Source organism: Novosphingobium sp. KA1 (assembly GCF_017309955.1).
GTDB lineage: Bacteria > Pseudomonadota > Alphaproteobacteria > Sphingomonadales > Sphingomonadaceae > Novosphingobium.
This window is the reverse complement of the sequence record NZ_CP021247.1, coordinates 1624981-1651175: the sequence shown is the minus strand read 5'-3', so window position 1 is coordinate 1651175 and position 26195 is coordinate 1624981. Positions and strand designations below refer to the sequence as shown.

The window sequence follows — 26195 nt, the reverse complement described above, 5'->3', positions numbered from 1 at the left end:
GCCCTTCAGAACCGCTCGGGCCGCAGCAGCGCGGCAACGAGGTAGATCAGCAGGAAGAGCGCGGTGAGCCCGGCGAGCAGCAGCGGGAATGTCATGGTGATGCGATCCTCAGGCCTTCTCGCATAGGCGAGCGAAGCCCAGCGTCAGGAGGAACAGGCCCGCCAGCACGGCAAGCCAGAACAGGTCGGTCATTGTCTTTGGTCCGTTGGAATGAGGGTCGGAAATGGCGTCAGAAATGGCGTCAGAAGTGGCGTCAGAAATGGCCGGGCAGCGAAATCTGGCGAAACAGCCCCGGCCCCCAGAGGCTCAGCGACAGCCCGAGGCTGAGCAGCCCCACAAAAAGCGCGCAAAGGCCAAGGTCGACCGGCGTGGGATCGTGCAGCGCCGGGGTGATCGCCAGCCGATGCTCGGCCAGGATCACCCGTGCGGCGAGGATCAGGCTCAGCAGGCCGGCGGTGCGCAGCACCACTTCGGCCGGCCACCAGCGCTTGCCGCCGCGCAGCGCGGCGAGGCGTTGCCGCCAGGAAATTCGGGCCATCACACAGGCCTCCCGTCAATGGATAACGGGGGCGAGATGGGCCCTCAGGCCATTAAGGTTCCACGGGGAATTGTGCCGGCGGCATAAAGAAAGCATAAAGTCTGTGGCGCCTTCGCGCGCGCGAGACTAGGCGCCCGATCCATGAGCGAATCTTCCGGGCATCACGCCCCCAATGAAAGCCTCGCGGCGCTGTCGATCGGCGCCATCGGCGTCGTGTTCGGCGATATCGGCACCTCGCCGCTCTATGCCCTGAAGGAAAGCTTCATCGGCCATCACCCGCTGGTGGTGGACCGGCTGCACATCTTCGGGGTGATCTCGCTGATGTTCTGGACGATGATGCTGATCGTCACCGTCAAGTACGTCTTCATCATCCTCAGGGCCGACAACAACGGCGAAGGCGGCAGCCTGGCGCTGCTGGCACTGATCGGGCGCAAGCTGGGCAAGAGCCGCTGGACACCGCTGATCGCCATGCTGGGGGTCGTGGCCACCGCGCTGTTCTATGGCGATGCGATCATCACCCCCGCGGTCTCGGTGCTCTCCGCCGTCGAGGGCCTGACCGTGGTGAACGAGGATTTCGCGCAGTTCGTGCTGCCGATCGCGGTGGTCATCCTGATCGGGCTGTTCTCGATCCAGTCGCACGGCACCGCGACGATGGGCAAGCTGTTCGGCCCGATCATGATCGTCTACTTCCTGGTGCTGGCAGGGCTCGGCCTGCATTCGATCGTGCAGGCCCCCGAAGTGATCGCGGCGCTGAGCCCGCACCATGCGCTGGAATTCTTCCTGGTGAACCCGAAGCTCGCCTTCCTGGCGCTGGGCTCGGTGGTGCTGGCCGTCACCGGGGCCGAGGCGCTCTATGCCGACATGGGCCATTTCGGGCGCAAGGCGATCTCGATCTCGTGGCTCTACGTCGCCTTCCCGTGCCTGCTGCTGAACTACCTCGGGCAGGCCTCGCTGGTGCTGCGCCATCCCGATGCGATCCAGAACCCGTTCTTTTTCATGGCGCCGGACTGGGCCCGCCTGCCGCTGGTCGCGCTGGCGACGATGGCGACGATCATCGCCAGCCAGGCGGTGATCTCGGGCGCCTTCTCGGTCTCGCAGCAGGCAGTGCAGCTGGGCTTCCTGCCGCGCCTCAAGATCCTCCACACGAGCGCCAAGGCGGCCGGGCAGATCTACGTGCCGCTGGTCAACTGGGGCCTGCTGGTCATGGTCGTGCTGCTGGTGTTCGGCTTCCGCAGTTCGGGCAACCTGGCCGCGGCCTACGGTATCGCCGTCACCGGCACGATGCTGATCACCGCCTGCATGCTCGGCGTGCTGACGTTCGCGGTGTGGAAGTGGCACCCGCTGGTGGCGGGCAGCGTCACGGCGGGCTTCCTGTTCATCGACGCGCTCTACTTCTTCTCGAACGTCACCAAGATCCCCGACGGCGGCTGGTTCCCGCTGCTGGTGGCCGCGGTGGTGTTCACCCTGCTGACGACCTGGGCGACCGGCCGCCAGCTGATGCGCGAGCGCCTGCAGGAAGATTCGATTCCCTTCGCCACCTTCATCCGCTCGGTCGGCGAGCGGGTGCGGCGGGTGAGCGGCACCTCGGTGTTCCTCGCCTCCAACGTGGAGGGGGTGCCGCCGGGGCTGCTGCACAACCTCAAGCACAACCACATCCTGCATGATCGCGTGGTGATCCTGACCGTCTCCGGCCAGGGCGTGCCGCATGTCGCGCCGGAAAACCGCGCGCTGGTCGAGGATCTCGGCCAGGGCTTCTACCGCGTGACCTTGCGCTACGGCTTCATGGACGAGATCGACATCCCCGCCGCGCTGGCCGTGGAAGACGGTGCCGGCGGCCCGTTCAAGGCGATGGACACCAGCTACTTCCTCTCGCGCCAGACGCTGATCCCCTCCAGCCGCCCGGGCATGGCGCTGTGGCGCGAGAAGCTCTTCGCGATCATGGTGCGCAATGCCGAAAGCGCGATGGAGTTCTTCAAGCTGCCCACCAACCGGGTGATCGAACTGGGCAGCCAGCTGGAGATCTAGGCCGTAAACTCATAAATGGCGTCATCGAGGTTTGAAGCAAAATGGTTCAGCGCCAGGAAGGAAGGCGAAGGAATATGTCCATATTTCAAGGCTTCCTGACGCAGCGATGGACCATTTTGGTCAAATCCCGAAGGGACGCCCAAATGGCTTCCATTTCGAACCGAAGCGACCTTGGACGGGCAACCAGCCCGTCCGGCAGTCACTTCGGACCGAACTGTTCGCCATTTGGGCGCCTCGATGGCGCCGTTTATGAGTTTACGGCCTAGCGGAGGGACAGGGGCGCTCCCGACAAAACTCTCCGTCGCCCCCGCGAAAGCGGGGGCCCCGCTTTCTTGGGCGACCTCTCGCCCCGCACGACAGAAGAAGCGGGATCCCCGCATTCGCGGGGATGACGCGACAAGGGGGCGGGGCGCTCAGTCCGGAACCGGCCCTGAACCCGCGCCGGTTTCGCGAATGGCAGCGGCAATCCCGGCGCGGTCCTCATCGGAAAGCACGAGGTTCGCCCCCGCCACCCAGCCATCGACCTGCGCCGGGCTGCGCGCGCCGACGATCGCCCCGGTCACGCCGGGCACCACCAGGACCCACGCCACCGCGACCGCCGCCGGCGAAACACCGTGCCGCGCGGCCACCGGCTTCATCGCCGCCGCCACGGCAAGGTTGCGCGTCAGGGCCTCGCCGGTGAAATCGTCATGGCGCGAACGCCAGTCGTCCGCCGCCAGCCCCGCCACCCGCGCGGCCGAAAAGGCGCCGGACAAGAGGCCCGACTGCATCGGGCTATAGACGATCACGGCGGTATCGTGGGCAAGACACCAGGGCAGCTCGCGGGCGATGGCCGCGCGTTTCAGGGCCGAGAGCGGCGGCTGCAGGGTGTCGACACGGCCCATGGCCGCCGCCGCTTCGAGTTGATCCGCATCGTGGTTGGACAGCCCCACCGCCCGCACCTTGCCCGCCGCCTTCAGATCGAGCAGCGCGCCCCAGTATTCCTCGAGCGCGGTGCCGTCCTCCGCCGGCCAGTGCATCTGCAGCAGGTCGATCCGCTCCACCCGCAGGCGGCGCAGCGAGGCCTCGCACTCGTCCATGATCGATTGCCGCCGCCCGACACGCCGTTTCGACTGGCGGTCGGCCGGATCCCAGACCTGCCCGCACTTGGTAAAGACGTAAGGTCGCTCGGCCTCCGGCATCTCGGCGAGCGCCCGGGCAACAACCTCCTCCGAATGGCCGAGGCCGTAGATCGCCGCCGTGTCGATCCAGTTCACCCCGCGCGCCACCGCGTGGCGGATGGCGCGCACCGAATCGGCATCGTCCTGCGTCCCCCAGCCGACCGCCCAGTCCGCCCCGCCGATCGCCCAGGCGCCGAAGCCGACGCGGCTGATCTCCATGCCCGTCGTGCCCAGCGGGCGGGTCACGGGCGGCGTATCGAGCGTGGTCGCAGTCATGGGGACATCCTTGCGAGAGGGGGCGGAGGAGAGCGGAGGGGGGCGGGTCGCCCCGGTTGTGCCCCCATGGCAGCTGCGGCGCGAGCGGTCTTGTCGCTGGCAGCGCCGATGGCTTGACGCGGAGCGCCCGAAACGCCCATCCGGCCCCGCCATGTCCGCGCCCGAACGGCCCATGCGCTGCCGTGCACAAGACCGGGCCGCGACCGCGCCGGGTTGTTCTGCCGAAAAACGGCGGATTTGCGTGATCGCCGCGTTGTGCCGCCCGATGTTCTGGGTAACAGCGGTCAACTACTTATTCGCAACTGCACAAGACCGGACTGTCATCGAACCGCCAAGTTCCCCTTCAAGCGGCCAACCCAAGCAACAAGCATGAGCCGCAAGACCCGGGAATCGATCTTACGACCTGTTCGGGGAGCTGACATGAGAACCAAGTCCACATTCGCCTATGCCCTGGCCACGGGCATATCGCTTCTTGCCTTCACTTCCGCCACCGCGCACGCGGCCGATGCCGACCCTGCCGCGGCCCCTGCCGCGGCTGACAGCCAGTCCGGCCTCACCGACATCGTGGTGACGGCAGAGCGCCGCGACGTCAGCCTCCAGCAGGCCCCGCTGTCGGTCAGCGCGATTACCAACGATACGCTGAAGGCCGGCAACATCACCGACATCACCGGGCTCAACGGCACCGTCCCCGGCCTCGTCATCGCCAAGAGCGGCGGCGGCGAGCGGGTCATCTCGATCCGCGGCATCGGTTCGGAAACGCCGGAGAACACCAATACCCAGCCGGGCGTCTCCTACCACATCGACGGCGTCTACATCTTCAACTCGATCGCCGCGAGCGCGGCCTTCATCGACGTGGCGCAAGTCGAGGTGCTGCGCGGGCCGCAGGGCACGCTGTTCGGCCAGGGATCGACCGGCGGCACCATCAACGTCGTCTCGATCGAGCCGAGCACCGATGCGCTCAAGGGCAATGTCAGCGCCGGGATCGGCAACTACAACTACATGGAAGGCTCCGGCGCGCTCAACGTGCCGCTGACCGACACCCTCGCGGTGCGCGGCGCCTTCCAGTACACCAAGCATGACGGCTACGCCCACGCCACCGCGGTGACCGGGGTCAAGAGCTACGACCTCGACGACCAGGACGAGACCGGCTGGCGCCTGGGTGCCAAGTGGCAGCCGCTGTCGAACCTCTCGGTCACGCTGAACACGATCCAGTTCAATTCGAACACCAACGGCCCGGCGCAGAAGAACATCCTCGACCCCAACCCCGATGCCCGCGAACTGACGCAGGACTATCCGGGCCGCTCGAAGGTCAAGACCCAGCTCTATACCGGCGTGGTCAAGTGGGACACCGCGTTCGCCACGATCAAGTCGATCACCGGCTACCAGAAGCTCCATTCCGAGCAGGCCTGGGATGCCGACGGCCTCGACGCCGCCACTTTCTTTGCCCAGACCTACAACCCGGTCAGCTACACCGGCGTCAGCTACGACCACGTGCCGCTGTGGCAGGCCGATACCAAGAGCTGGAGCCAGGAGCTGAACCTCACCTCGAACGGCAACGGTCCGTTCCAGTGGGTGCTCGGCGGCGTCTACCTGCACTCGAAGAACAGCCAGTACATCAACGAGTACCGCGCGGCCGATCTCGACAACATCCTCAGCCCCGCGCTGCCCGAAGACACCGCCTGGAACGACCCGCTGGTCGGCAACCTGACTTACGCCGAACTGTCTGAAATCAAGCGTGAACTCTACGCCTTCTTCGCGCAGGGCACTTATGCGCTGACCGACAGCCTGAAGCTGACCGCCGGCGTGCGCTACAACCACGACAAGTCCTCGGGCATGTACGATTCGATGTCCGGCGGCGCGTCCGACCAGACCTCGGGCGCCTATCTCCAGCCCAGTTCGACCGGATCGCGCAGCGACCATGCCTGGACCGGCAAGGTGGCGCTGGACTACCAGTTCACGCCCAGCAACATGCTCTACGCCAGCTGGACGCGCGGCTTCAAGCCGGGCGGCATCAACTCAGCCTCGGCATCGGGCGGCAGCTATTCGATCCTGCCCAGCTACAAGCAGGAAACCGTCGATTCCTTCGAGATCGGCTCCAAGAACCGCTTCCTGGACGATACCCTGCAGCTCAACGCCTCGGCCTTCCTCTACAACTACAAGAACATGCAGTTCCTTGAGGAAGACCCGATCCTTTACGGCGAGGGCATCAGCAACGCGCCCAAGGCGCGGGTCTACGGCCTCGAACTCGAAAGCAGCTACGCGCCCACCACGCATCTGCGCTTCGACGCCTCGCTGTCATGGCTGGAGGGTGAGTTCACCTCGCACTACCTGGCGCTCGACCCGACCAACGCCACCAATGCCCAGAACGCGGCGGGTTATCCCGACTACCTGTTCTGGACCAACTTCTACAACGCCGTGCTGGCCCGCGATGCCGCCCGCGAGGACATCAAGGGCAACCGCATTCCCAAGCTGCCGCGCTGGCAGGGCAATATCGCCGCCACCTGGAACGGCGAAGTGGGCCCGGGCAAGCTGACCGCCCGCGCCCAGCTGATCTATCGCGGCCAGTACCAGTACCGCCTGTTCAACGAAGGCGCGGTGGACACCACCCCCTCGTACACCCAGGTCAACACGATGCTGAAGTACGAGCCGGAAGGCACCAACACCGACGTGACCCTGCGCGTGATCAACCTGTTCGACAAGAACGGCATCAACTCGCGCTTCTCGGACCCTTACGGTTCGGCGCAGGTCATGGACACCTACATCCCGCCGCGTCAGGTGATCCTCTCGGTCGGGTACAAGTTCTGAGACGGAACCCGTCGGGTCATACCCTCGGTTTTCCAGGAACGCGCCGGTCGCAAGACCGGCGCGTTCTGCTGTTCGGGAGCGGGGCACGACAGAAGAAGCGGGATCCCCGCCTTCGCGGGGATGACGGGAATTAGAGCGAAACTCCCCCACCACACCCCGCTCCGCCCGAGCGGGTCTTGAGAGAGCCTTCGCAAAAGCCGCCCTTGCGCCACCCATAGCCCAAGTCGCTTGCCCCCGCGGCGCGATCAACTATTGAGTCGCGCACCATCAAGAGTGTGCAGGTGCAGCATGTCAGCCTGCAAGGCACGATGGTCCGGCGATTCCGCGTGGACCATGATGCCCGCAGGAGTTGCCATGTCGTCCGGACTGTCCATGCCCACAAGCATAGCGCGCAGCGCCCTGGTCATGTTCGCGGCCTCGCTCGGCTTCTTTTTCGTGACCGCCACGACCTTCACCTCGCTCGGCTACGTGCTCTACACGATGGTGGCCGAACTCGGCTGGTCGAAGGCCGCCGCCGGCCTCAGCTTCTCGCTGCTGGGCCTCGCCTGCGGCCTCGCCAGCCCGCTGCCGCCACTGCTGATGAAGGCGATCGGCACGCGGATGACGGTCTTCGCGGGCTGTCTGGTGCTGGCCACCGGCTTCCTGATCGCCTCGCAGATCCATCATCTGGAACTGTTCTTCGTGGCGACGACGCTGATGGGCGTGGGTTTCTCGCTCGTCGCCCCCTCGCCCGCCGTCTATCTGCTGGCGACGTGGTTCCCGCGCACCTCCTCGCGGATGATCGGCTTCTACTTCATGGCCGGCGCGGCGGGCGGCATTGCCGGGCCGCTGATCGTCGGCACCATCGTCGGCCTGACCGGCAACTGGCGCCTGCACTGGATGGTCATGGCCGCCAGCGCGCTGGTGCTGGGCGTGATCTCGCTGCTGTGCATCCGCGACGCGGTGAAAGTGGAGAGCGTCGATCAGGTCAAGGGTGCGGGCCACGAAAGCGACGGCCCCGCCGCCAGCGTCTGGACCGTCAGGCAGGCGCTGATGACGCCCAGCTTCGTGATCCTCGCGCTGGCCATGACCGTGGTGCAGACGGTGGTCACCACCACCCATTCGATCCTTGTCGCGCATATCGCCAATCTCGGCCAGGGCGCGGCGCCGGGCGCCATCGCGATGAGCCTGCTGGCCTTTGCGGGCACCGGCGCCAAGGGCGTGACCGGCACCTTGTGCGAACGCGTCGACCCGCGCCGTATCTTCATCGCGGGCCTTGCCGTGCAGGCACTGGCGATGGCGCTGCTGTGGACCGCCAGCCACGTGCTGGTCGCCACCGTCGCCGCCGCGCTGTTCGGCATGGGCTGGGGCATGGCCTGGCTCTCCGCGCATATCCTGCTGCTGCGCTACTTCGGCGCCGGGATTGCCGGGGACATGACCGCGATGGCCACCACCGTCACCACGCTCGCGGTGTTCGGCCCGATCGGCGCCGGCCGCATCGCCGACGTCACCGGCGGCTACGGCCCCGCCCTGCTCGTCTTCGCCCTGATGCTGGCGGGCGCGACGGCGATGTCGGTGCTGTTCCTGCGCGCGCCCGCCGCGCCGCCGGTCCGCGCCGGGGAACCGGAAGCGCTCGAAGGCCCCGAACTGGTTCCCGCCGAATAAGAAGTTGGTTTGAAAATCCGCGACACGCGGATTTTGGCGGCACCGGCCCGCTCCCCCACCCGACCTCCCAACAGGGTACACTTCATGAGAGGTCGGGTGGGGGAGTGGGCCGGTGCCGCCACGAAAATGCCCATCGGGCATTTTCAAACGAACGCCTTGCCAAAAGTCCCTGCGCCCAGCGCCAAGAGCCGGCCGCCCCGACTCGCTAGGGTCCTCCTGTAACGAGGGATTGCCGCAAGGCGATCCGCAGTTTGCCCCGCTACGGGCACGACACGGGAAGCCAGCAATGACCATTCTCACCGACACGTTCATCGACAGTCTGGAAAGCTCCACGCTCGGCACGCTGGAAGCCGAGACGCTGCCGGCCGAATGCTATGTCGACGAGGATTTCTACCGGTTCGAGAAAGCCGCGCTGTTCGAGCACGAATGGCTCTGCGTCGGCCGCACCGAATGGCTGGAGAACCCGGGCGACTTCTTCACCGTCACCCGCGCCGACGAGCCGATGGTGATCTGCAAGACGCGCGACGGCTCGATCAAGGCGCTGTCCTCGGTCTGCCAGCACCGCGCGATGCTGGTCGCCGAGGGCCACGGCAATACCCGCGCCTTCGTGTGCCCCTATCACCACTGGACTTACGACCTCGACGGCACCCTGGTCGGCGCCCCGGCGATGAACAGGACCTGCAATTTCGACAAGAAGGCCGCCAGCCTGCCCGAAATCCGGCACGAGATCTGGCACGGCTTCATCTTCGTCAACTTCGATGCCGATGCCGCCCCGCTGACCCCGCGCCTGGCCGGGATCGAAGAGGTCGTCGCCAACTACGAATTCGAAAACCTGCGCGGCCCCCGTCCCGAGGAACCCACCGTGTTCCCGTGGAACTGGAAGGTCATGCTGGAAAACAACAACGACGGCTACCACGCCAGCCGCCTCCACGCAGGCCCGCTGCACGACTTCATCCCGAGCGGGCTGGCAAGCTTCCCCGATGTCCCGGCGGATTCGGCGGCCTATTACCGGCTCAACGGCACGCTGCACAGGAACGCCGCCTTCAACGCCACGCAGAAGGCGGTCTTCCCGGTCTTCCCCAAGCTGACCGAGGAAGAGCAGAACCGCCTGCTCTTCGTGAACCTGCCGCCCAGCCTCTCGCTGGTGGTGCTGAACGATACCGTGCTCTACCTGATCATGGACCCGCGCGGGGCCCAGAGCCATGCCCTCACCATCGGCACGCTGATGGTGCCCGAGGCGATGGACGATCCGCTCTACGAACTGAAGATGAAGATGAACGACAGCGCGGTCGAGGAGATCGTGGGTCAGGACTTCCACGTCGACGAACTGGTGCAGCTGGGCCTGCGCTCCAAGTTCGCACCGCGTGGCCGCTATTCCTGGCAGGAGGGGGCGCAGCGGCTGCTCAACGTCTGGCTGGTCGAACGCTACCGCGCCGAGTGGGATCGCCGTCGCGGTCCGCAAAGACCTTTGCCCGCTCCGGTCACGCGCCTCCACGCCTGATTTCACAAGTTTACCGTCACCCATTCCCGACGGCTGCGGCGTCCGACCTAGGTCGGGCGCCGCCTTTTTGTTTGGTGCGCCATTCGCATCCGCGAATGGCTTGCGGCACCGGCCCACTCCCCCACCCGACCTCCCAGATTCTACCCCGTAGGGGAGGTCGGGTGGGGGAGTGGGCCGATGCCGCGGAAAGGTCAGCGTAAATTTTCGTTTAGGGGTCGTTCTGGTGCGCTTAGGTGCATTTGTGCAAGGACGCTGGAAATCAAGGATTCGTGCGCCTCGTGCCGCGAATGCAAACTCCCTGCAGCTAGGCCTTGGACACACACCAAGGGAGCCTTCCGCAATGACCAACACGCTCATCTTCGTCGATTTCGCGACCGACGATCCCGCCAGGGCCGGCGAATTCTACGCCGAAGTCTTCGGCTGGGAGAACGATGCGCGCCCGCACGGGATCTACCACCGCATGGTTCCCGGCGGCTTCTTCCAGAACAAGGACGGGACCGACAGCCAGATCGGCAACCTCCACCTCGGCGTGTTCGACGCGAACAACGCGCGGCCCCATCCCAGCCCCGAAGGCGTCGAACCGCGCACGCTGGCGACCGAAGGCCGCAAGGCCCGCATCTGGGTGCTCGTATCGGACGACGACAGCCACGAACGCATCCTCTCCACCGCCGAGAAACTGGGCGGCAAGGTGCTCTGGCGCGACCACTACTGGGCCGAGTTCAACGGCTACAACCACGCCTTCGCCGACCCCTGGGGCAACGAGATCATCCTCTGGGGCAAGGCCGGTGAGAATCCCGAGATTCCGGCGGATTACACGAAGGAATAAGCCGAATTTCCGGGACCGCGGAACACAAGGCGCCCCGGAAACGGCAAACGTATCACCACCAAACCTCGTCGTCCCCGCGCAGGCGGGGACCCCGCTTTTCTTGGCACCGTAGCAAAAGGCAGCGGGGCCCCCGCCTGCGCGGGGGCGACGGAGTGTTTTGAGGCAGGCGGAGCGCCCCCCCACCAACAAGTTCTTGTGCGCTTGCTCGCAAGACCATCCGCCCCCGCTCTCCCTAGCCTTGGGTCTCAGAGCAACGGAGCAATACGCGAATGAGCCGTCTTCCGATCGTCTTCTACGGTCACGGCAGCCCGATGGTGGCGCTGGAAAAGAGCGACGTGACCAGGAGCTGGAACGCGATCGCCGGCCGCATCGGCAAGCCGCGCGCGATCCTGTGCATCTCCGCCCACTGGCAGACGCGCGGCACCGCCGTCACCGCCATGGCCCAGCCGCGCACGATCCACGACTTCGGCGCCTTCCCGCAGGCCCTGTTCGACGTGCAGTACCCCGCCCCCGGCGCGCCCGACCTCGCCGAGCGCGTGCGCGAACTGCTGGAACCGATGCCGGTGAAGCTGGACGCCAACTGGGGGCTTGACCACGGCACCTGGTCGGTGCTGGTCCACGCCTATCCCGAGGCCGACGTGCCGGTGATCCAGCTTGGCATGGATCTCGCCAAGAGCCCCGCCGAACACTGGCTGGTCGGCCGCATGCTGCGCCCGCTGCGCGATGAGGGCGTGCTGATCATGGGCACCGGCAACATCGTCCATAACCTGCCGGCGATGGACTGGGCCAACCCGCTCGCCGCGCCCTACCCGTGGGCCGAGCAGTTCAATAGCGCCATGTGCAAGGCCATTGCCGAGGACGATCCCAAGGTCGTGATCGATTACGAGGCGCTGGGCGATGCCGCGCGGCTTTCCGTACCGAGCGAGGACCATTTCCTGCCGCTGCTCTACGTGCTGGGCGCGCGCCATGAGGGCGAACCGGCCGAGTTCGCGCCCCACTTCATCCAGCACAAGTCGCTCAGCATGACGAGCGTGCTCATCGGCGCCGAATAAGCGCCGTTTTCCCAGATTTCCCTGCGTAACAGGAGTTTCGATGGCACTGATCAGCCTTAAGCCCGCGCTTGAAAAGGACCCCGTCCAACCCGGCGCGCTGCACCACTTGAGGGCCACGCCCGAGACGGTGCACTGGGGCTATTTCTCGCCCGAGATCAAGCCGGCGCTCACCGTGAAGAGCGGCGACCTGATCATGGCGCAGGCGGTCACCCATCATGCGGGCGACGATCCGGACCTGATGTTCGACGACGAGATCCGCCGCATCTTCACCGAGATCGATCCGGCCACCCGCGCGCCGGGTTGCCACATCATGACCGGGCCGATCTACGTCGAGGGCGCCGAGCCCGGCGACATGCTGGAAGTACGCTATTTCCAGATGAAGCCGCGCTTCAACTACGGATCCAACCTCGCGGCCAACTGGGGCCATCTCTACGAGGAATTCGGCCAGACCGAGCGGGTGACGATCTACAAGCTGGATCCCACCGCCAACACCGCCGCCGCGCTCTATGCCTATGACGTGGAGGAAAAATACGTCGTTCCGGGACGCATCACCCACTGCCCGGAATGCGACCGCTCCACCGCGCTGCCCGGCATCACCATCCCCGCGCGCCCGCACCTCGGCACCGCCGGGGTGGCGCCCGCCGTCAACGATCCGGTGAGCACGATCCCCCCCGGCCTCCACGGCGGCAATATCGACAACTGGCGCATCGGCGCCGGGGCGACGATGTATTACCCGGTGCAGGTCAAGGGCGGCCTGTTCTCGATCGGCGATCCCCACGTTTCGCAGGGTGATGGCGAGATCAGCGGCACCGCGATCGAGGCCTCGCTCAACGTGCTGTTCCAGATCGTGCTGCGCAAGGACTTCTCGTTCCCTTCGCCGCTGCTGGAAACGCCGGACTGCTGGATCGTCCATGGCTTCGGCGAGAATTTGGACGTCGCCATGAAGTCCGCATCGATGGACATGCTGCACCTGCTGACCGAGCATCAGGGCCTGTCGCGCAACGACGGCTATTCGCTGATGAGCGTTGCCGCCGACTTCGGCGTGACCCAAGTGGTGGACGGCACGCAGGGCATCCATTGCCGGATCGAGCGCCGCATCTTCCCGCACAAGGGCAGCGTGGCCGATCCGGTCGCGAAAGACTGAACAGGACGTTCGTGCCGGGCGGACCCGTCCGGCACGAGCCATAGGAAGCGTTACACTGGAGCCGCCGGAAATGGGCTATGAACTGATCGACGTGCGCCCGATGACCAAGCGCATCGGCGCGGAAATCTTCGGGGTGGACCTCACCAGGCCGCTGGGCAACCAGGCCTTTGCCGAGATTCACGACGCGCTGATGAAGCACCAGGTGGTGTTCTTCCGCGACCAGCCCATGGACCATGACGCGCACAAGGCCCTTGGCCGCGCATTCGGACAACTGGCGATCCACTCGGGCGTGGCAGGCCTGCCCGATCATCCCGAAGTCGTCGCCATCCATGCCGATGAGAACTCGAAGTTTGTCGCGGGCGAGAACTGGCATTCTGACCTTTCCGCCGATGCCGAGCCGCCGATGGGATCGATCCTGACGCTGCACACCCTGCCCGAAGACGGCGGCGACACGCTGTTTGCCAGCATGTACGCGGCTTACGACGCGCTTTCGCCGGCGATGAAGGCCTTCCTCGATCCGCTCACCGCCGTTCACGACGCCAATCCCGTCTACAAAGCGATCTTCCCGGATTCGACCAGGACCTATCCCTGCAATTCGCACCCGGTGATCCGCACCCATCCGGTGACGGGACGCAAGCTGCTGTTCGTGAACTCGTCCTACACGACAAAGATCAACGAACTGTCCGGCCCCGAAAGCAAGGCCGTGCTCGACTTCCTGTTCGAGCATGTGAAGGACGCAAACTTCCAGGTTCGCTTCCGCTGGGAAAAGCACTCGGTGGCATTCTGGGACAACCGCTGCACCCAGCACTTCGCGGTCTGGGATTACTTCCCCGAAGTGCGGTCCGGTTTCCGGGTCACGGTTGCGGGCGATAAGCCATTTTAACGAAATCCGCCCATCTGTTTGCCGCCACGGTGCTTGCCCTCACGAGCCCGGCGGTGGCAACCGCGCCTGTGCCGCCCCCCAGCAAGGCGGCACAGGCGCTCCAGTCCGAACTGGACGCCATGGTCGCGGCGGGCGAACTGCCGCAGGCGCTGGTGCTGATCGAACAGCACGGCAAACCGCTGATCCGCCTCAAGACCGGCTATGCCGACGTGGAAAGCCGCAAGCCCATCGCCGAAGATGCGATCTTCCGGCTCTATTCGATGTCCAAGCCGATCACTTCGGTGGGCGTGCTGATGCTCATGGAGCAGGGCAAGCTTTCGCTTTCCGATCCCATCGGCAAGTACCTGCCCGAGATGGCGGACCTCAGCGCCTGGGACGGCAGCGCCGCCGATCCCGCCGCCACCGTTGCCGCCGCCCGCCCCGTCACTATCGAGGACCTGCTGCTTCACCGCTCCGGCCTTACGTACGAATTCATGGGCGATACCCCGGTGCAGCGGTGGTACCGCGAGAACGGCGTCGCCCGCGCCACTGCCGTCGCCAGTACCAGGCCGCAGATCGCGCCTGCCGCCACGCTGGGCCAGCTTGTCGAACGGCTGGGCAAGGCCCCGCTGCTGCACCAGCCGGGCGCGCGTTTCAGCTACGGGTTCTCGACCACGGTACTAGGCGCGGTGATCGAGCGCGTCTCGGGCGAGAGCCTCGACCATTTCCTCAAGACCCGCATCCGCGATCCGCTGGAGATGAAGGACACGACCTTTGTCGTCAGCGACGCACAGGCCCCGCGCCTCGTCACCGGCTATGTCGCGACGGCAGAAGCGCTGAAGGCGGTGGACCGCCCGGAAACCTCCGAATACCGCGATCCCCGGCGCCTGCGTGACGGTGGCGGCGCGCTGGCGGGGACGCTGGAGGACTATCGCCACTTCGCGGAAATGCTGGCGGGTCGCGGCGCGTGGCACGGCCGCCGGTTGCTGAGGGCCGAGACCGTCGATGCCATGTATAGGCCCCGCTTGCGCACCGGCGGCGGCGATCATCTCGATGCGCCGTTCGGCTATGGCCTTGCCGTGGGCGATGCCGGCACCGAGGCGCGCGGCGGGTTGCCGGTGGGAGCGGGAAGCTGGTCGGGATCGGCCAATACCTACTTCTTCGCGGACCCGACACACGGCCTTGTCGCCATCCTGATGACCAACGAACTGACCCCCGGCACCTTCGAGGCACGCACCTGGAAACTGCGCGAGGCGCTCGACCGGGCGGCATTGGCCGTGGCCGCACGCTAAACCCCTTCGCGAATGCAAAAAACGTCCTTGGCGCGCCCTCCTTCGATCCGATAGAGCCGTGCCATGACCCGATTCCGCACCGCACGCGCCGCGCCGCTCGTCGCCGCCCTTCTCGTTTCCGCCTGCGCCGCCCCGCAGGCCCACCATCAGGCGGCAGCGCCCGCCGCGCAGGCCCCGATCGAGATCGGCGTGATCGCCATCAACGACTTCCACGGCGCCCTTGAACCGCCGAAGCAGACGGTGGACGCGCCCGACGGCAAGGGCAACGAAATCTCGGTTCCCGCAGGCGGCGCGGCGTGGCTGGCCTCGGCGGTGGATGCGCTGAAAGCCGAGCATCCCGAAAACGTGGTGGTGGCCGCAGGTGACCTCACCAGCGCCTCGCAGCTCGCCTCCTCGCTCTATCTCGACGAGCCTTCGGTGGGCGTGATGAACCGCATCGGCCTCGAATTCAACGCGGTGGGCAATCACGAGTTCGACCGCGGCTGGCAGGAACTGAAGCGCCTCCAGGACGGCGGCTGCGCCAGGAACACCCGCTTCCAGCCATGCCAGCTCGAACAGTTCGAAGGCGCCCGCTACAAGTACCTCGCCGCCGCCACGGTGATGCCGGACGGTTCGACGCTGTTCCCCGGCACCGGGCTCAAGACCTTCGGCAGCGGCGATCGCAAGATCACCATCGGCTTCGTCGGCCTCTCGCTGAAGTCGATCCCCACCCTCGTCGCGCCGGACCGCGTGGCGGGCCTCAGGTTCGAGGACGAGGCCGAGACCATCAACCGCGCCGTGCCCGCGCTGAAGGCCGCCGGGGCCGATGCCGTGGTCGTGCTGATCCACCAGGGCCTGCGCACCAAGGGCGCGGGCGATCCCAACGGCTGCAACGAGGCCGCAGGCGACATCCAGCCGATCCTCGACCACCTGAACCCCGGCGTCGACGTGGTCGTCTCGGGCCACACCCACTGGGCCTATGTCTGCAACTATACCGCCAATGCCGCCGCCGGCCCGATCCTGCTGACCAGCGCGGGCGTCTATGGCAAGCTCGTCACCGACATCACCCTCGATTTCGACCCGGTCACGCACAAGCTGGTGAACCGCAAGGCGCACAATGTGATCGTCCAGTCGGAAGGCTATACCTCTGGCAAGGGGCCGGTGGCGACCACCACGGCCTTCCCGCAGTTCCAGCCGCGCGCCGATGTCTCGGCCTATGTGAAGCGCTACAAGGACGCCTCGCTGCAACTGGTCGAACGCCCGGTCGGCCATGTCTCGGGCCCGATGGAGAAGGAAAGCGAAGGCGGCGTCGGCGCCGGTGGTTCGCTGGGCGCGCTGATCGCGGATTCGCAGCTGGCCGCCACTCGCCAGTACGGCGCGCAGATCGCCTTCGTGAACCCCTTCGGCATCCGCACCTCGCTGGTGCCCGCTGCCGACGGCACCGTGACCTTCGGCCAGATCTACGCCGTCACCCCGTTCAACAACCAGGTGGTGACGATGACGCTGACCGGCGCGCAGATCCGCGCGACCGTCGAACAGGGGCTGGACGATACCGGCGACAAGCAGGTCCTCGCGCCCAGCGAGGGGATGAAGATCGCCTTCGACATGCACCGGCCTTCGGGGTCGCGCGTGACCGCGATTTCGCTCGACGGCAAGCCGCTCGATCCGGCGAAAAGCTACCGCGTCTCGGTGGTGAACTTCCTGGCCGAAGGCGGCGACGGCTTCGCGGGCTTCAAGGACGGCACCGAGCGGGTGAACGGTCCGATCGATATCGAAGCCTTCGAGGACTGGCTCTCGGCCGTGCCGAGGCGCAAGGTGCCTGCGGAGGATCGGACGTCTCAGGCGAAGTAAAAGGGAAAAGCAGGGGATCAACACCCCCTGCACCCCCAATACCGTCTAGGTCACGCGGACCAACTCCGCCGCGCGCCCATGGTGGCGTCGGGAGACTTATTGGCTGCGCCGCAAGGAGCGCGGAACGGATAGGCTGGGCGCAACGAAGACGTTTTGAGGGTCTGGGGGATCATCCCCCAGGACTTCCCCTTATTCCTTCTTAAGCCCCAAACAACCACCGCCCCAGCAGCCGCCCGAAGGGAAACGTAAAGATCCCCGCGACCAGCAGCGCGCCGATGACAAGGCCCCGCACCGTCCGGCGATGGCGGGCGACACGGTGGCTGCGGGCCGAAAGCACCAGCACCGGCACCATCACGATCACGAAGGCGGAGAGCAGGTGGATCACGCTGAACTCGCCGTTCTTGCCGCGAATGAACAGGCTGTCGATCGCGGTCGCCATCATCGCCCCGCTCCACACGTAGCCGAGCACGCGGTGCCGCCCGTCGCCGCGTCGCCGCCAGAGCAGCATCGGCGTCAGCGCCAGCGCGGTCAGCATCGTTGCCAGATGAAGCCAGACGATACCGGGGATCTGCACCCATTCCGCCCTGCCGCGCATGACCGCGACGAGGATCACCGCCAGCATCACCAGCGAGAGAAGGCCCAGCATGCGCTCGAGCCGGTCGGGCCCTTTGAGTTGCTGTGCGGTTACGCCCTTGACCGTGTCGTGCATCATGCCCCCTGCTATTTCAGAACCCGGCGCCCTGTGGCCAACCGGGCCCGGCGAGGCCCATCACCTTGAACAGACTGCCCATCTGCTCATCGCCGACCAACCGCTCCAATGCGGTCCTGATAGCATCGCCGTGCTGCGGCGCCGAAGCGGCAAGTTTCTCGGCCCGCATCGCGATGCCTAGCGCGTTCAGGAAAGCGCCCTGGCTGATCGTACCGAGCCAGCGCGCACCACTCGCCTCCGCCACTTCGGCGGCCGTGGCGAAATCGACCAGGCAGGTGAGATCCGCCTCGCCGGGGCACAGGAAAGGATCGACCTTCTCGTGCGCGCGCAGGGCCTGCAGCGTCGATCCGGTCTGCTTTTGGCTAAAGCCATAGTCGATCAGCAGCGCGGTACCGCCCTGCGCGGCAAGCCGGTGACCGATTTCCTGCACCGCCGCCGCCGCGCCCGGACAGGTCTCGAGGATCGTGCCTTCGGCGGCGTCCTGCCATTCCTCCGGCACCGCCGCATCCATCGGCTTGTCACCGGCAACCGGACGGAAGCGATCCTCGGCCCAGTCGACCATGCGCTCGCGCCAGCCGTTTTCCGCTTTGACCAGCTGGCGCACCGGCAGTGCGTCGAGGAACTCGTTGCCGACCAGCAGCAGCGGCGCGTCGGCCGGCAGGGTGCCGAGATCGTCGTGGAACTGCGCCTGGGGCACTGCCTCGCGCTGGAGCGCGCGCAGGGCGGTGGAGCCCTCGACGAAATGGACCTCGGGCGTCAGCCCGAACCGGGCCATCGTGCGCAGCGCATCGCGCGCCAGGGTGCCGCGGCCGGGGCCAAGCTCGACGTAGTGGACCTTGGGACTGCCCGCCCGGCTCCACATGTCGGCCAGCCAGAGGCCGATCAGTTCGCCGAACATCTGGCTGATCTCGGGCGCGGTGATGAAGTCACCCGCACTGCCGAGCGGATCCTTGCCCGCATAGTAGCGCGCGTTGGATTCGCCCATGTAGTGCAGCAGCGAGATCGGTCCGTAGGTCTGGATCAGCCGCCGGAAGATCTCGCCCAGCGGCTCGCCGCGATGCCGCGTCACGCCGCGACCGGTCGGCCGCTGGCGAGCGCCGGGCGCATCAGCGCGCGGGCGATCAGCATCAGGCCCAGCACGATCAGCGGGATCGTCAGCCACTGGCCCATCGACAGGCCGGTATGCTCGGCAAATTCGCGCAGCTGGGCATCGGGCTCGCGGAAGAACTCGACCGTGAAGCGCGCCGCCGCGATGCCGGTGGTGAAGACGCCGACCATGAGGCCCGGACGGAAGCGCGCGCGCGTCTTCCAGTACAGCGTCAGCATGATGATCATCATCGCCAGGCCTTCGAGCCCGGCCTCGTAGAGCTGGCTGGGGTGGCGCGGCAGCGGTCCGCCGTCGGGGAAGACCATCGCCCAGGGCAGGTCCGGATTGGTGACGACCCGGCCCCAGAGCTCGCCGTTGACGAAGTTGGCAAGGCGCCCGAACATCATGCCGAAGGGCACGCAGACCGAGATGTAGTCCGCCACGCGGATGAGGTTGAGCTTGCCGCGCCACGAGACCCAGGCCATCGCCAGCAGCACGCCGATCAGCCCGCCGTGGAAACTCATGCCGCCGTTCCACAGCGACATCAGCGCCTTGGGATCGGCCCAGAGGCTGGGAATGCCGGTATCGCCGCCGGTGTAGAACGTGGCGTAGCCAAGGCGTCCGCCGAGGATGATGCCGATCGTGCAGTAGAAGAACAGGTCGTCGGCGTGGCGCTGGGCGAGCGGCGCGCCGGGCCCCTTGATCATCCGCGTCAGGTGCCAGTAGCCCAGCATGATCCCCGCCAGATAGGCCAGCGAGTAGTAGCGCAAGGTGAAGAAACCGAGATCGATCCCCTTCCGCAGTCCCAGATTGACCCAGTAGATCGGCTGGTGCGCCGGAGTGCCGGGCACGGCCTGCGCGGCATCGGCGAGAAGGGAAATCAGCGACAAGTGCTCGACCTCGTATCTTGTGGCGCGTTCGGCCAGGCGGCGCGAACGGGTGCATTGCCGCGCCTTCTGGCATAGCCTTGGGGCGGTTGGTAGGCTCGTTTTAGGAACTTGCCGGCAAAATCGACGCTTGCGCCGCGCTGCGCTGCCTTTCCCTGCCCCTTTGGAACGACTAGATACCGCCTGACATGAGCGTGATCCGCATCCCTTCGCCCCGTTCCGTGATCGACCGCCGCGCGCTGGTCGAGGCCATCGAAGCCGTTGTCGCCAGCGACAGCGCGGCGAAAGGCCGTGCCAGCGAAGGTGCGGCCAAGGGCCGCAGGCAGATCGTCGAACTGCTGCGCACCGCACTGGAGGATGGCCGGGCCGAGATCGCCCGCCGCCTCGTCGCCAAGCCTTCGGCCGGGCACGAAGTGGCCGAGGCGCAGGCCTATCTGGTCGACCAGCTGCTGCGCATCATCCACGATCACGTCTCCACCCATGTCTATCCGGCGATGAACCGTTCCACCGGCGAGCGCCTGACGATCATCGCCGTGGGCGGTTACGGGCGCGGCGAGATGGCGCCGCATTCGGACGTCGATCTCGCCTTTGTCACCCCGATCAAGCAGACCGCCTGGTGCGAGCAGATCATCGAGGCGATGCTCTATTTCCTGTGGGATCTCGGGCTCAAGATCGGCCACTCCAGCCGCTCGGTGGACGACATGGTGCGCATGAGCCGCTCGGACCTGACGATCCGCACCGCCATGCTCGAAGGCCGCTATGTCTGGGGCGACCAGCATCTCTACGAGGAAGTGCGCGCGCGCTTCTGGCGCGATGTCGTTGCCGGGACCGAGCGGCAGTTCGTGGTCGAGAAACTGGCCGAGCGCGAGGAACGCCACAAGCGCATGGGCGACAGCCGCTATGTCGTCGAGCCCAACGTCAAGGAAGGCAAGGGCGGCCTGCGCGACCTGCACACGCTCTACTGGATCGGCAAGTACATCCACAAGGTGCGCGATCCCAGCGAACTCGTCGATGTCGGCCTGCTCACCCACAAGGAATACCGCGCGTTCCGCCGCGCCGAGAACTTCTTCTGGGCGGTGCGCTGCCACCTCCACACCATCACCCGCCGCGCCGAGGACCGGCTGACCTTCGACCTCCAGCGCGAAGTGGCGATGCGGATGAACTACGCTGATCGCCCCGGCAAGAGCGCGGTCGAGCGCTTCATGCAGATGTTTTTCCTGCAGGCGAAGGTGGTCGGCACCCTGACCGGCGTGTTCCTGGCCCAGCTCGACGAGCAGATCGCGAAGAAGCAGCCGCGCGGGCTGCTGGCGGGTTTCCGGGCCCGGCCGCGCATGGTCAAGGGATACAAGGTATTCGGCGGCCGCATCATGGCCCCGGCCGACACCTGGTTCGAGGCCGATCCGGTGCGCCTGATCGAGATCTTCGTGCTGGCCGACCGCGAGGGGCTGGAAATCCACCCCGAGACCATGCGCCTCGTCTCGCGCGATGCCGCCCTGATCAAGGATGAAGTCCGCCGCGACCCGCGCGCCAATGCGCTGTTCATGGAGCTGCTCACCAGCCGCAACAATCCCGAAACGGCGCTGCGTTCCTTCAACGAGGCGGGCGTGTTCGGCCGCTTCGTCACCGAATTCGGCCGCGTCAACGCGCAGATGCAGTTCGACATGTACCACCACTACACGGTGGACGAACACACGATCCGCGCCATCGGCCTGCTCTCGCGCATCGAGAAGGGCGAGCTCAAGCAGGACCATCCGCTCAGCCACGAGATCATCCACAAGGTCCGCTCGCGCCGCGCGCTCTATGCCGCGGTGCTGCTGCACGACATCGCCAAGGGCCGCGGCGGCGACCATTCCGAACTCGGCGCCGAGATCGCGCTCAAGCTGTGCCCGCGCTTCGGGCTGGACGAGGAGGAGACGGAACTCGTCTCCTGGCTGGTGCTGCGCCACCTGCTGATCTCCGCCACCGCGTTCAAGCGCGACTTGTCGGACGCCAAGACGATCAGCGACTTCGTCGCCGTGGTGCAGTCGGTGGACCGGTTGCGCCAGCTGACGGTCCTCACCATCGTCGACATCCGCGCGGTCGGTCCGGGCACCTGGAACTCGTGGAAGCGCCAGCTCATCACCGAGCTGTACGGCGCCGCCGAGGAACGCCTGCGCCTCGGCCACGTGGAATTCGGGCGCGAGAAGCGCGTCGCGGCGAAGAAGGCAATGGTCATCGCCCGCGACCCCGCCAACCAGGCACTGATCGAGGAGCTCGGCCCGCAGTTCGCCGATGCCTACTGGATCGCCGAGCCGGACGATGTGATCGCCCGCAACCTCGCCCAGTTCAGCGCCTCGCGCAACGAGCCGCTGTCGATCCTCAGTGAATACTATCCGGCGCGCGGGGCGACGCTGGTGACGGTGATCGCCTCCGACCACCCCGGCCTGTTCTACCGCATCGCCGGGGGCATCCATCTGGCCGGCGGCAACATCATCGACGCCCGCATCCACACGACGCGCACCGGCCGCGCGGTCGACAACTTCCTGATCCAGGACCCGCTCGGCCGCCCGTTCAGCGAGGATACCCAGCTCGCCCGCCTCAGCGCCTCGATCGAGAATGCCCTGGCCAACCGCATCAAGATCCTGCCCCAGCTGGTCGCCAAGCCCGACGCCCGGCCGCGCGCCGATGCCTTCGACGTGCGCCCGCGCGTGCTGGTGGACAACAAGGCCTCGAACCGGCTCACGGTGGTGGAAGTCAACGCCCGCGACCGCCCGGCGCTGCTCAACCGGCTGGCCCACGCCCTGTTCGAGAGCAAGCTGATGGTCCATTCCGCGCATATCGACACCTACGGCGAGCGCGCGGCGGACACGTTCTACGTCACCGACCTCTTGGGCGAGAAGCTGACCTCGACGAGCCGCATCAAGGCGCTGGAACGGCGCCTGCTGGAAGCGGCGAGCGAAGGTAACCTGACCGAGGTCGCCGCCTGACTTCGCTATAAAATTCATGCTTGAAAGGAACCGCGCGCAGGCCCACTTGTTGCCCACTTATTGCATCGCAACATCCCCATGCGCAGGACCCTGCCCATGAATGCCAGCAAGACCACCGCTTCCTTTGACGATCTGGGTGATCACCAGTCGGTCCTCGTCTTGCAGGGAGGCGGGGCGCTGGGGGCCTACCAGGCCGGTGTCTACGAAGCCCTGAGCGAAGCCGGTCACACACCGGACTGGGTAGCGGGCATCTCCATCGGCGCCATCAATGCCGCGATCATCGCGGGTAATGCGCCGGAAGACCGCGTCGGGCGGCTGCGCGATTTCTGGCAGGGCGTCAGCCGGGAACTGCTCTACAAGCTGGACGTCGGCAACGGCTTTGCCCGCCGCGCCTTCAACGAGACGTCCTCCGCCTGGGCCTCCACTTTCGGCATTCCCGGTTTCTTTACCCCGCGCATTCCGACGCCCCTGCCCGAATGGCCCAGCGATATCGGCCGCCTCAGCTTCTACGACACCACGCCGCTGCGCCAGACCCTGCTCGATCTGGTCGATTTCGGCCGCATCAACCACGGCGAAACCCGCTTTGCGGTCGGCGCCGTCCACATGATGACCGGCAACTTCATCTACTTCGACAACCAGAGCGAGCGCAAAATCGGCCCCGAACACGTGATGGCCAGCGGCGCCCTTCCCCCCGGTTTCCCGCCGGTGGAGATCGACGGCGAATGGTACTGGGACGGCGGCCTCGTCTCCAACACCCCGCTGCAATACGTGCTCGACAACCGCAGCCCCTGCGAGATGACGGTGTATCAGGTCGACCTGTTCCCCTCGCGCGGGGTCATGCCCAAGACGATGGCCGACATCGCCCAGCGCGAGAAGGACATCCGCTTTTCCAGCCGCACGCGCATGAACACGGACTTGTCCAAGCAGCTCCAGAAGATGCGCGCCGCCGCCCAGCGCCTCTACCGCAAGCTGCCGGATGAGTTGCGCGACGATCCCGACCTTGCCCACCTGCTCGGCTGCCGCCCCGCTGGCGCGGTCGCGGTCATGCACCTGATCAACCGCCCGCGCGGTTATGAAACCATGTCGAAAGACTACGAATTTTCACGAATGACGGTTACCGAGCACTGGGAGGCAGGCAAGGCCGACGCGCTCTGGTCGCTGGGCAAGCCGGACTGGACCGGGCGCCACCTGAAGCCCGACGAGATCATGACGTTCGACCTCGCGGCCGACCGCCCTGTCAACGGACACTGAACAAGAATGCCGAGGGTGCGGCCCGAGGGCACACAAGGAGAAGAGGTCACATGAAGCTGAAGGACAAGTCCTGCATCGTCACCGGCGCCGCCAGCGGCATCGGCAACGCGATCGCCCACAAGTACGCATCGGCAGGCGGCAAAGTGGCGATCGCCGACCTCAATCTGGACGCCGCGCAGAAGGCCGCCGACGACATCAAGGCCAGGTACGGCACCGAGGCCTTGGCCGTCGCCATGGACGTGACCAGCGAGGAGCAGGTCACCGCCGGCGTCGCCAAGGTGGTCGAGGCCTGGGGCACGGTGGACGTGCTCGTCTCCAACGCCGGCATCCAGATCGTCAACCCGGTGGAGCAGTTCGCCTTTTCCGACTGGAAAAAGATGCTGGCGATCCACCTCGACGGCGCCTTCCTCACCTCCAAGGCGGTGCTGCCGCACATGTATGCGCAGAAGTCTGGATCGATCATCTTCATGGGATCGGTCCACTCGAAGGAAGCCAGCCCGCTGAAATCCGCCTATGTCACCGCCAAGCACGGGCTGCTCGGCCTCAGCCGCGTGATCGCCAAGGAAGGCGGCAAGAAGGGCGTGCGCACCAACGTGATCTGCCCCGGCTTCGTGCGTACCCCGCTGGTGGACAAGCAGATCCCCGAACAGGCCAAGGAACTGGGCATTTCCGAAGCGGAAGTGGTGAGCCGGATGATGCTCGGCCAGACCGTGGACGGCGAGTTCACCACCGTCGACGACATCGCCGAAGTGGCGCTGTTCTTTGCAGGCTTCGAGACCAATGCGCTGACGGGGCAATCGCTGATCGCCTCGCATGGTTGGTTCATGGAGTAGGCGGGCCCGCGAGGCTCGAATCCACGGCTTTCAAAAAACCACTCCGTCGCCCCCGCGAAGGCGGGGGTCCCGCTTTCTTTCCGCGACCTTTCGTATGCCGCAAGAAAAGCGGGATCCCCGCCTTCGCGGGGATGACGGGGTGGTTTATGTCGGGTTGGATCAAGCCACCGAACGCAACCGCACCAAAGCCGCATCCCGGCCGATCAGCGGCAACAAGGCGCCCATATCCGGCCCATGCTCCATCGCTGTCAGCGCCAGACGCAGCGGCAGGAACAGCGCCTTGCCCTTGCGGCCGGTCATGTCCTTGAGCGCGCCGGTCAGCGCCTTCCAGATGGCCTGATCCCATTCGAGCCCGGCCAGCACATCGGCCGCCTGCGCAAGATAGGCGCGGTCTTCCTCGCCAAGGTCGGGCACCGCGACCGGCCCGGTCACGACGCTCCACCAGTCCGCCGCCTCGTGCACATGCGCAAGGTTGGGGCGCACCGCTTCCCAGCCCGCCGCGTCCATGCCCTCAGGCAGACGCGCCGCAACGGCCTCGAATGGCAGGGCGTGCACGACAGCGGCATTGACGCGCTCCAGTTCCGCCTCGTCGAAACGGGCGGGCGCGCGGCCGAAGCGGGCAAGATCGAAGGCCGATGCCAGCGCCTGTGCATCAAGCGACGGATCGACCGGATCGCTGGTGCCGAGGCGCCCGAGCAGCGCGACGACCGCTTGCGGCTCGATGCCCTGCTCGCGGAAATGGGCAACGCCCAGCGAACCAAGGCGCTTGGAGAGCTTGCCCTCGCTGCCGACCAGCAGCGCTTCGTGCGCGAAGGCGGGCACCGGCGCGCCGAGCGCGGTGAACATCTGCACCTGCGCGGCGGTGTTGGACACATGGTCCTCACCGCGCAGGATCTGGGTCACGCCCATGTCCACATCGTCGATGGCCGAGGGCAGCATGTAGAGCCACGAACCATCGGCGCGGCGGATCACCGGATCGCTGATCTGCGCGGGATCGAACTTCTGCGTGCCGCGGATGCCGTCCTCCCAGACGATCGGCTCCGCGTGGTCGAGCAGGAAACGCCAGTGCGGCAGGTCGCCGGCGGCGATCTTCGCGGCCTTTTCGTCCTCGCTCAGCGTCAGCGCGCCGCGATCGTAGATCGGCGGCAGCCCGCGCCCGAGCAGGACCTTGCGCTTCAGTTCCAGTTCCTGCGGCGTCTCCCAGCAGGGGTAGACGCGGCCCGCCGCCTTCAGCCGCTCGAACTCCCGCTCGTAGAGGGCGAAACGGGCCGACTGGCGCTCCTCGCCCACCCACGCGATGCCGAGCCAGGTCAGGTCGGCGCGGATGCCGTCCACATATTCCTCTTTCGAGCGCGCCGCGTCGGTATCGTCGATGCGCAGCAGGAACTTGCCCCCTACCTGTTGGGCCAGCAGCCAGTTGTGCAGCGCCGTGCGGATATTGCCGACGTGAAGGTGCCCGGTGGGCGAGGGAGCGAAGCGCGTAACGGTCATGGCCAGCGCGATTACG

General features: G+C 66.4%; 20 protein-coding genes. 13 read left to right on the top strand and 7 right to left on the bottom strand.

Annotated features, from left to right (window positions below):
* Window positions 1–5: 5 nt before the first annotated feature.
* Window positions 6–95, bottom strand: coding sequence for a K(+)-transporting ATPase subunit F (gene kdpF / locus CA833_RS08175; RefSeq protein ID WP_142636071.1), 90 nt, complete (start codon window positions 93–95; stop codon window positions 6–8).
* A gap of 158 nt (window positions 96–253) precedes the next feature.
* Window positions 254–538, bottom strand: coding sequence for a hypothetical protein (locus CA833_RS08170; protein ID WP_207079758.1), 285 nt, complete (start codon window positions 536–538; stop codon window positions 254–256).
* Between the two features lie 141 nt (window positions 539–679).
* On the opposite strand from CA833_RS08170, the gene CA833_RS08165 reads away from it, so the two are divergent.
* Window positions 680–2563: a potassium transporter Kup gene (locus CA833_RS08165; RefSeq protein WP_142636075.1), complete on the top strand. Its 1884-nt coding sequence runs from the start codon at window positions 680–682 to the stop codon at window positions 2561–2563.
* Window positions 2564–2976: 413 nt separating this feature from the next.
* Here CA833_RS08165 and CA833_RS08160 read toward each other — a convergent pair whose 3' ends face one another.
* Window positions 2977–3999 (bottom strand): aldo/keto reductase, encoded by a 1023-nt coding sequence (locus CA833_RS08160; RefSeq protein WP_242526333.1) that lies wholly within the window; start codon window positions 3997–3999, stop codon window positions 2977–2979.
* A gap of 420 nt (window positions 4000–4419) precedes the next feature.
* Between CA833_RS08160 and CA833_RS08155 the strand changes: the two genes are divergently transcribed.
* The 9 genes from CA833_RS08155 (at window position 4420) to CA833_RS08115 (ending at window position 16955) form a co-directional block, all read left to right on the top strand.
* Window positions 4420–6804 carry a TonB-dependent receptor gene (locus CA833_RS08155; protein WP_207079757.1) on the top strand — a complete coding sequence of 795 codons (2385 nt, stop codon included), beginning with the start codon at window positions 4420–4422 and terminating at the stop codon, window positions 6802–6804.
* Window positions 6805–7158: 354 nt separating this feature from the next.
* On the top strand, window positions 7159–8448 hold the full coding sequence (locus CA833_RS08150; protein ID WP_242526332.1) for a CynX/NimT family MFS transporter: 1290 nt from the start codon (window positions 7159–7161) through the stop codon (window positions 8446–8448).
* A gap of 286 nt (window positions 8449–8734) precedes the next feature.
* Window positions 8735–9949, top strand: coding sequence for an SRPBCC family protein (locus tag CA833_RS08145; RefSeq protein ID WP_207079756.1), 1215 nt, complete (start codon window positions 8735–8737; stop codon window positions 9947–9949).
* Window positions 9950–10289: 340 nt separating this feature from the next.
* Complete coding sequence (locus CA833_RS08140) at window positions 10290–10775, top strand: VOC family protein (protein WP_142636081.1); 486 nt, start codon at window positions 10290–10292, stop codon at window positions 10773–10775.
* Window positions 10776–11044: 269 nt separating this feature from the next.
* On the top strand, window positions 11045–11827 hold the full coding sequence (gene ygiD / locus CA833_RS08135; protein ID WP_142636083.1) for a 4,5-DOPA dioxygenase extradiol: 783 nt from the start codon (window positions 11045–11047) through the stop codon (window positions 11825–11827).
* A gap of 40 nt (window positions 11828–11867) precedes the next feature.
* Window positions 11868–12971 carry an acetamidase/formamidase family protein gene (locus CA833_RS08130; protein ID WP_207079755.1) on the top strand — a complete coding sequence of 368 codons (1104 nt, stop codon included), beginning with the start codon at window positions 11868–11870 and terminating at the stop codon, window positions 12969–12971.
* 70 nt (window positions 12972–13041) lie between these two features.
* Window positions 13042–13854: a TauD/TfdA family dioxygenase gene (locus CA833_RS08125; protein ID WP_142636087.1), complete on the top strand. Its 813-nt coding sequence runs from the start codon at window positions 13042–13044 to the stop codon at window positions 13852–13854.
* A gap of 29 nt (window positions 13855–13883) precedes the next feature.
* The gene (locus CA833_RS08120) at window positions 13884–15125 is read left to right on the top strand and encodes a serine hydrolase (RefSeq protein WP_207079754.1); all 1242 of its coding nucleotides are present in this window, start codon (window positions 13884–13886) and stop codon (window positions 15123–15125) included.
* A gap of 63 nt (window positions 15126–15188) precedes the next feature.
* On the top strand, window positions 15189–16955 hold the full coding sequence (locus tag CA833_RS08115; protein WP_207079753.1) for a bifunctional UDP-sugar hydrolase/5'-nucleotidase: 1767 nt from the start codon (window positions 15189–15191) through the stop codon (window positions 16953–16955).
* A gap of 199 nt (window positions 16956–17154) precedes the next feature.
* Here CA833_RS08115 and CA833_RS08110 read toward each other — a convergent pair whose 3' ends face one another.
* From CA833_RS08110 to lgt, 3 genes are read right to left on the bottom strand one after another with little or no spacing between them, the layout of a single operon-like run.
* Window positions 17155–17664 carry a DUF2306 domain-containing protein gene (locus CA833_RS08110; RefSeq protein WP_207080005.1) on the bottom strand — a complete coding sequence of 170 codons (510 nt, stop codon included), beginning with the start codon at window positions 17662–17664 and terminating at the stop codon, window positions 17155–17157.
* Window positions 17665–17680: 16 nt separating this feature from the next.
* Window positions 17681–18733 carry a class I SAM-dependent methyltransferase gene (locus CA833_RS08105; protein WP_242526330.1) on the bottom strand — a complete coding sequence of 351 codons (1053 nt, stop codon included), beginning with the start codon at window positions 18731–18733 and terminating at the stop codon, window positions 17681–17683.
* Window positions 18730–19641 carry a prolipoprotein diacylglyceryl transferase gene (gene lgt, locus CA833_RS08100; protein WP_207079752.1) on the bottom strand — a complete coding sequence of 304 codons (912 nt, stop codon included), beginning with the start codon at window positions 19639–19641 and terminating at the stop codon, window positions 18730–18732. Before lgt ends, CA833_RS08105 begins: the two co-directional genes overlap by 4 nt.
* A 185-nt stretch (window positions 19642–19826) precedes the next feature.
* Between lgt and CA833_RS08095 the strand changes: the two genes are divergently transcribed.
* The 3 genes from CA833_RS08095 to CA833_RS08085 all read left to right on the top strand — a co-directional run bounded on the left by CA833_RS08095 (window position 19827) and on the right by CA833_RS08085 (window position 24688).
* Window positions 19827–22604: a [protein-PII] uridylyltransferase gene (locus tag CA833_RS08095; RefSeq protein WP_207079751.1), complete on the top strand. Its 2778-nt coding sequence runs from the start codon at window positions 19827–19829 to the stop codon at window positions 22602–22604.
* 96 nt (window positions 22605–22700) lie between these two features.
* Complete coding sequence (locus CA833_RS08090) at window positions 22701–23855, top strand: patatin-like phospholipase family protein (protein ID WP_207079750.1); 1155 nt, start codon at window positions 22701–22703, stop codon at window positions 23853–23855.
* 50 nt (window positions 23856–23905) lie between these two features.
* Window positions 23906–24688, top strand: a complete 783-nt coding sequence (locus CA833_RS08085) for a 3-hydroxybutyrate dehydrogenase (RefSeq protein ID WP_207079749.1) — start codon at window positions 23906–23908, stop codon at window positions 24686–24688.
* Window positions 24689–24847: 159 nt separating this feature from the next.
* Here the strand turns inward: CA833_RS08085 and gltX are convergent, their stop codons facing one another.
* Entirely contained in the window at window positions 24848–26179 is a 1332-nt protein-coding gene (gene gltX / locus CA833_RS08080; protein WP_207079748.1) for a glutamate--tRNA ligase, read from the bottom strand.
* Between the last annotated feature and the right edge of the window lie 16 nt (window positions 26180–26195).

Excerpts from the sequence above, each read along its gene's own strand:
- CA833_RS08155 (WP_207079757.1), top strand. The coding sequence starts at position 4,420 with ATGAGAACCAAGTCCACATTCGCCTATGCCCTGGCCACGGGCATATCG.
- CA833_RS08110 (WP_207080005.1), bottom strand. The coding sequence starts at position 17,664 with ATGCACGACACGGTCAAGGGCGTAACCGCACAGCAACTCAAAGGGCCC.
- CA833_RS08130 (WP_207079755.1), top strand. The coding sequence starts at position 11,868 with ATGGCACTGATCAGCCTTAAGCCCGCGCTTGAAAAGGACCCCGTCCAA.
- CA833_RS08090 (WP_207079750.1), top strand. The coding sequence starts at position 22,701 with ATGAATGCCAGCAAGACCACCGCTTCCTTTGACGATCTGGGTGATCAC.
- CA833_RS08160 (WP_242526333.1), bottom strand. The coding sequence starts at position 3,999 with ATGACTGCGACCACGCTCGATACGCCGCCCGTGACCCGCCCGCTGGGC.
- CA833_RS08125 (WP_142636087.1), top strand. The coding sequence starts at position 13,042 with ATGGGCTATGAACTGATCGACGTGCGCCCGATGACCAAGCGCATCGGC.
- CA833_RS08170 (WP_207079758.1), bottom strand. The coding sequence starts at position 538 with ATGGCCCGAATTTCCTGGCGGCAACGCCTCGCCGCGCTGCGCGGCGGC.
- ygiD (WP_142636083.1), top strand. The coding sequence starts at position 11,045 with ATGAGCCGTCTTCCGATCGTCTTCTACGGTCACGGCAGCCCGATGGTG.
- CA833_RS08140 (WP_142636081.1), top strand. The coding sequence starts at position 10,290 with ATGACCAACACGCTCATCTTCGTCGATTTCGCGACCGACGATCCCGCC.
- CA833_RS08165 (WP_142636075.1), top strand. The coding sequence starts at position 680 with ATGAGCGAATCTTCCGGGCATCACGCCCCCAATGAAAGCCTCGCGGCG.
- kdpF (WP_142636071.1), bottom strand. The coding sequence starts at position 95 with ATGACATTCCCGCTGCTGCTCGCCGGGCTCACCGCGCTCTTCCTGCTG.
- CA833_RS08145 (WP_207079756.1), top strand. The coding sequence starts at position 8,735 with ATGACCATTCTCACCGACACGTTCATCGACAGTCTGGAAAGCTCCACG.
- CA833_RS08150 (WP_242526332.1), top strand. The coding sequence starts at position 7,159 with ATGTCGTCCGGACTGTCCATGCCCACAAGCATAGCGCGCAGCGCCCTG.
- CA833_RS08085 (WP_207079749.1), top strand. The coding sequence starts at position 23,906 with ATGAAGCTGAAGGACAAGTCCTGCATCGTCACCGGCGCCGCCAGCGGC.
- CA833_RS08115 (WP_207079753.1), top strand. The coding sequence starts at position 15,189 with ATGACCCGATTCCGCACCGCACGCGCCGCGCCGCTCGTCGCCGCCCTT.
- CA833_RS08095 (WP_207079751.1), top strand. The coding sequence starts at position 19,827 with ATGAGCGTGATCCGCATCCCTTCGCCCCGTTCCGTGATCGACCGCCGC.
- gltX (WP_207079748.1), bottom strand. The coding sequence starts at position 26,179 with ATGACCGTTACGCGCTTCGCTCCCTCGCCCACCGGGCACCTTCACGTC.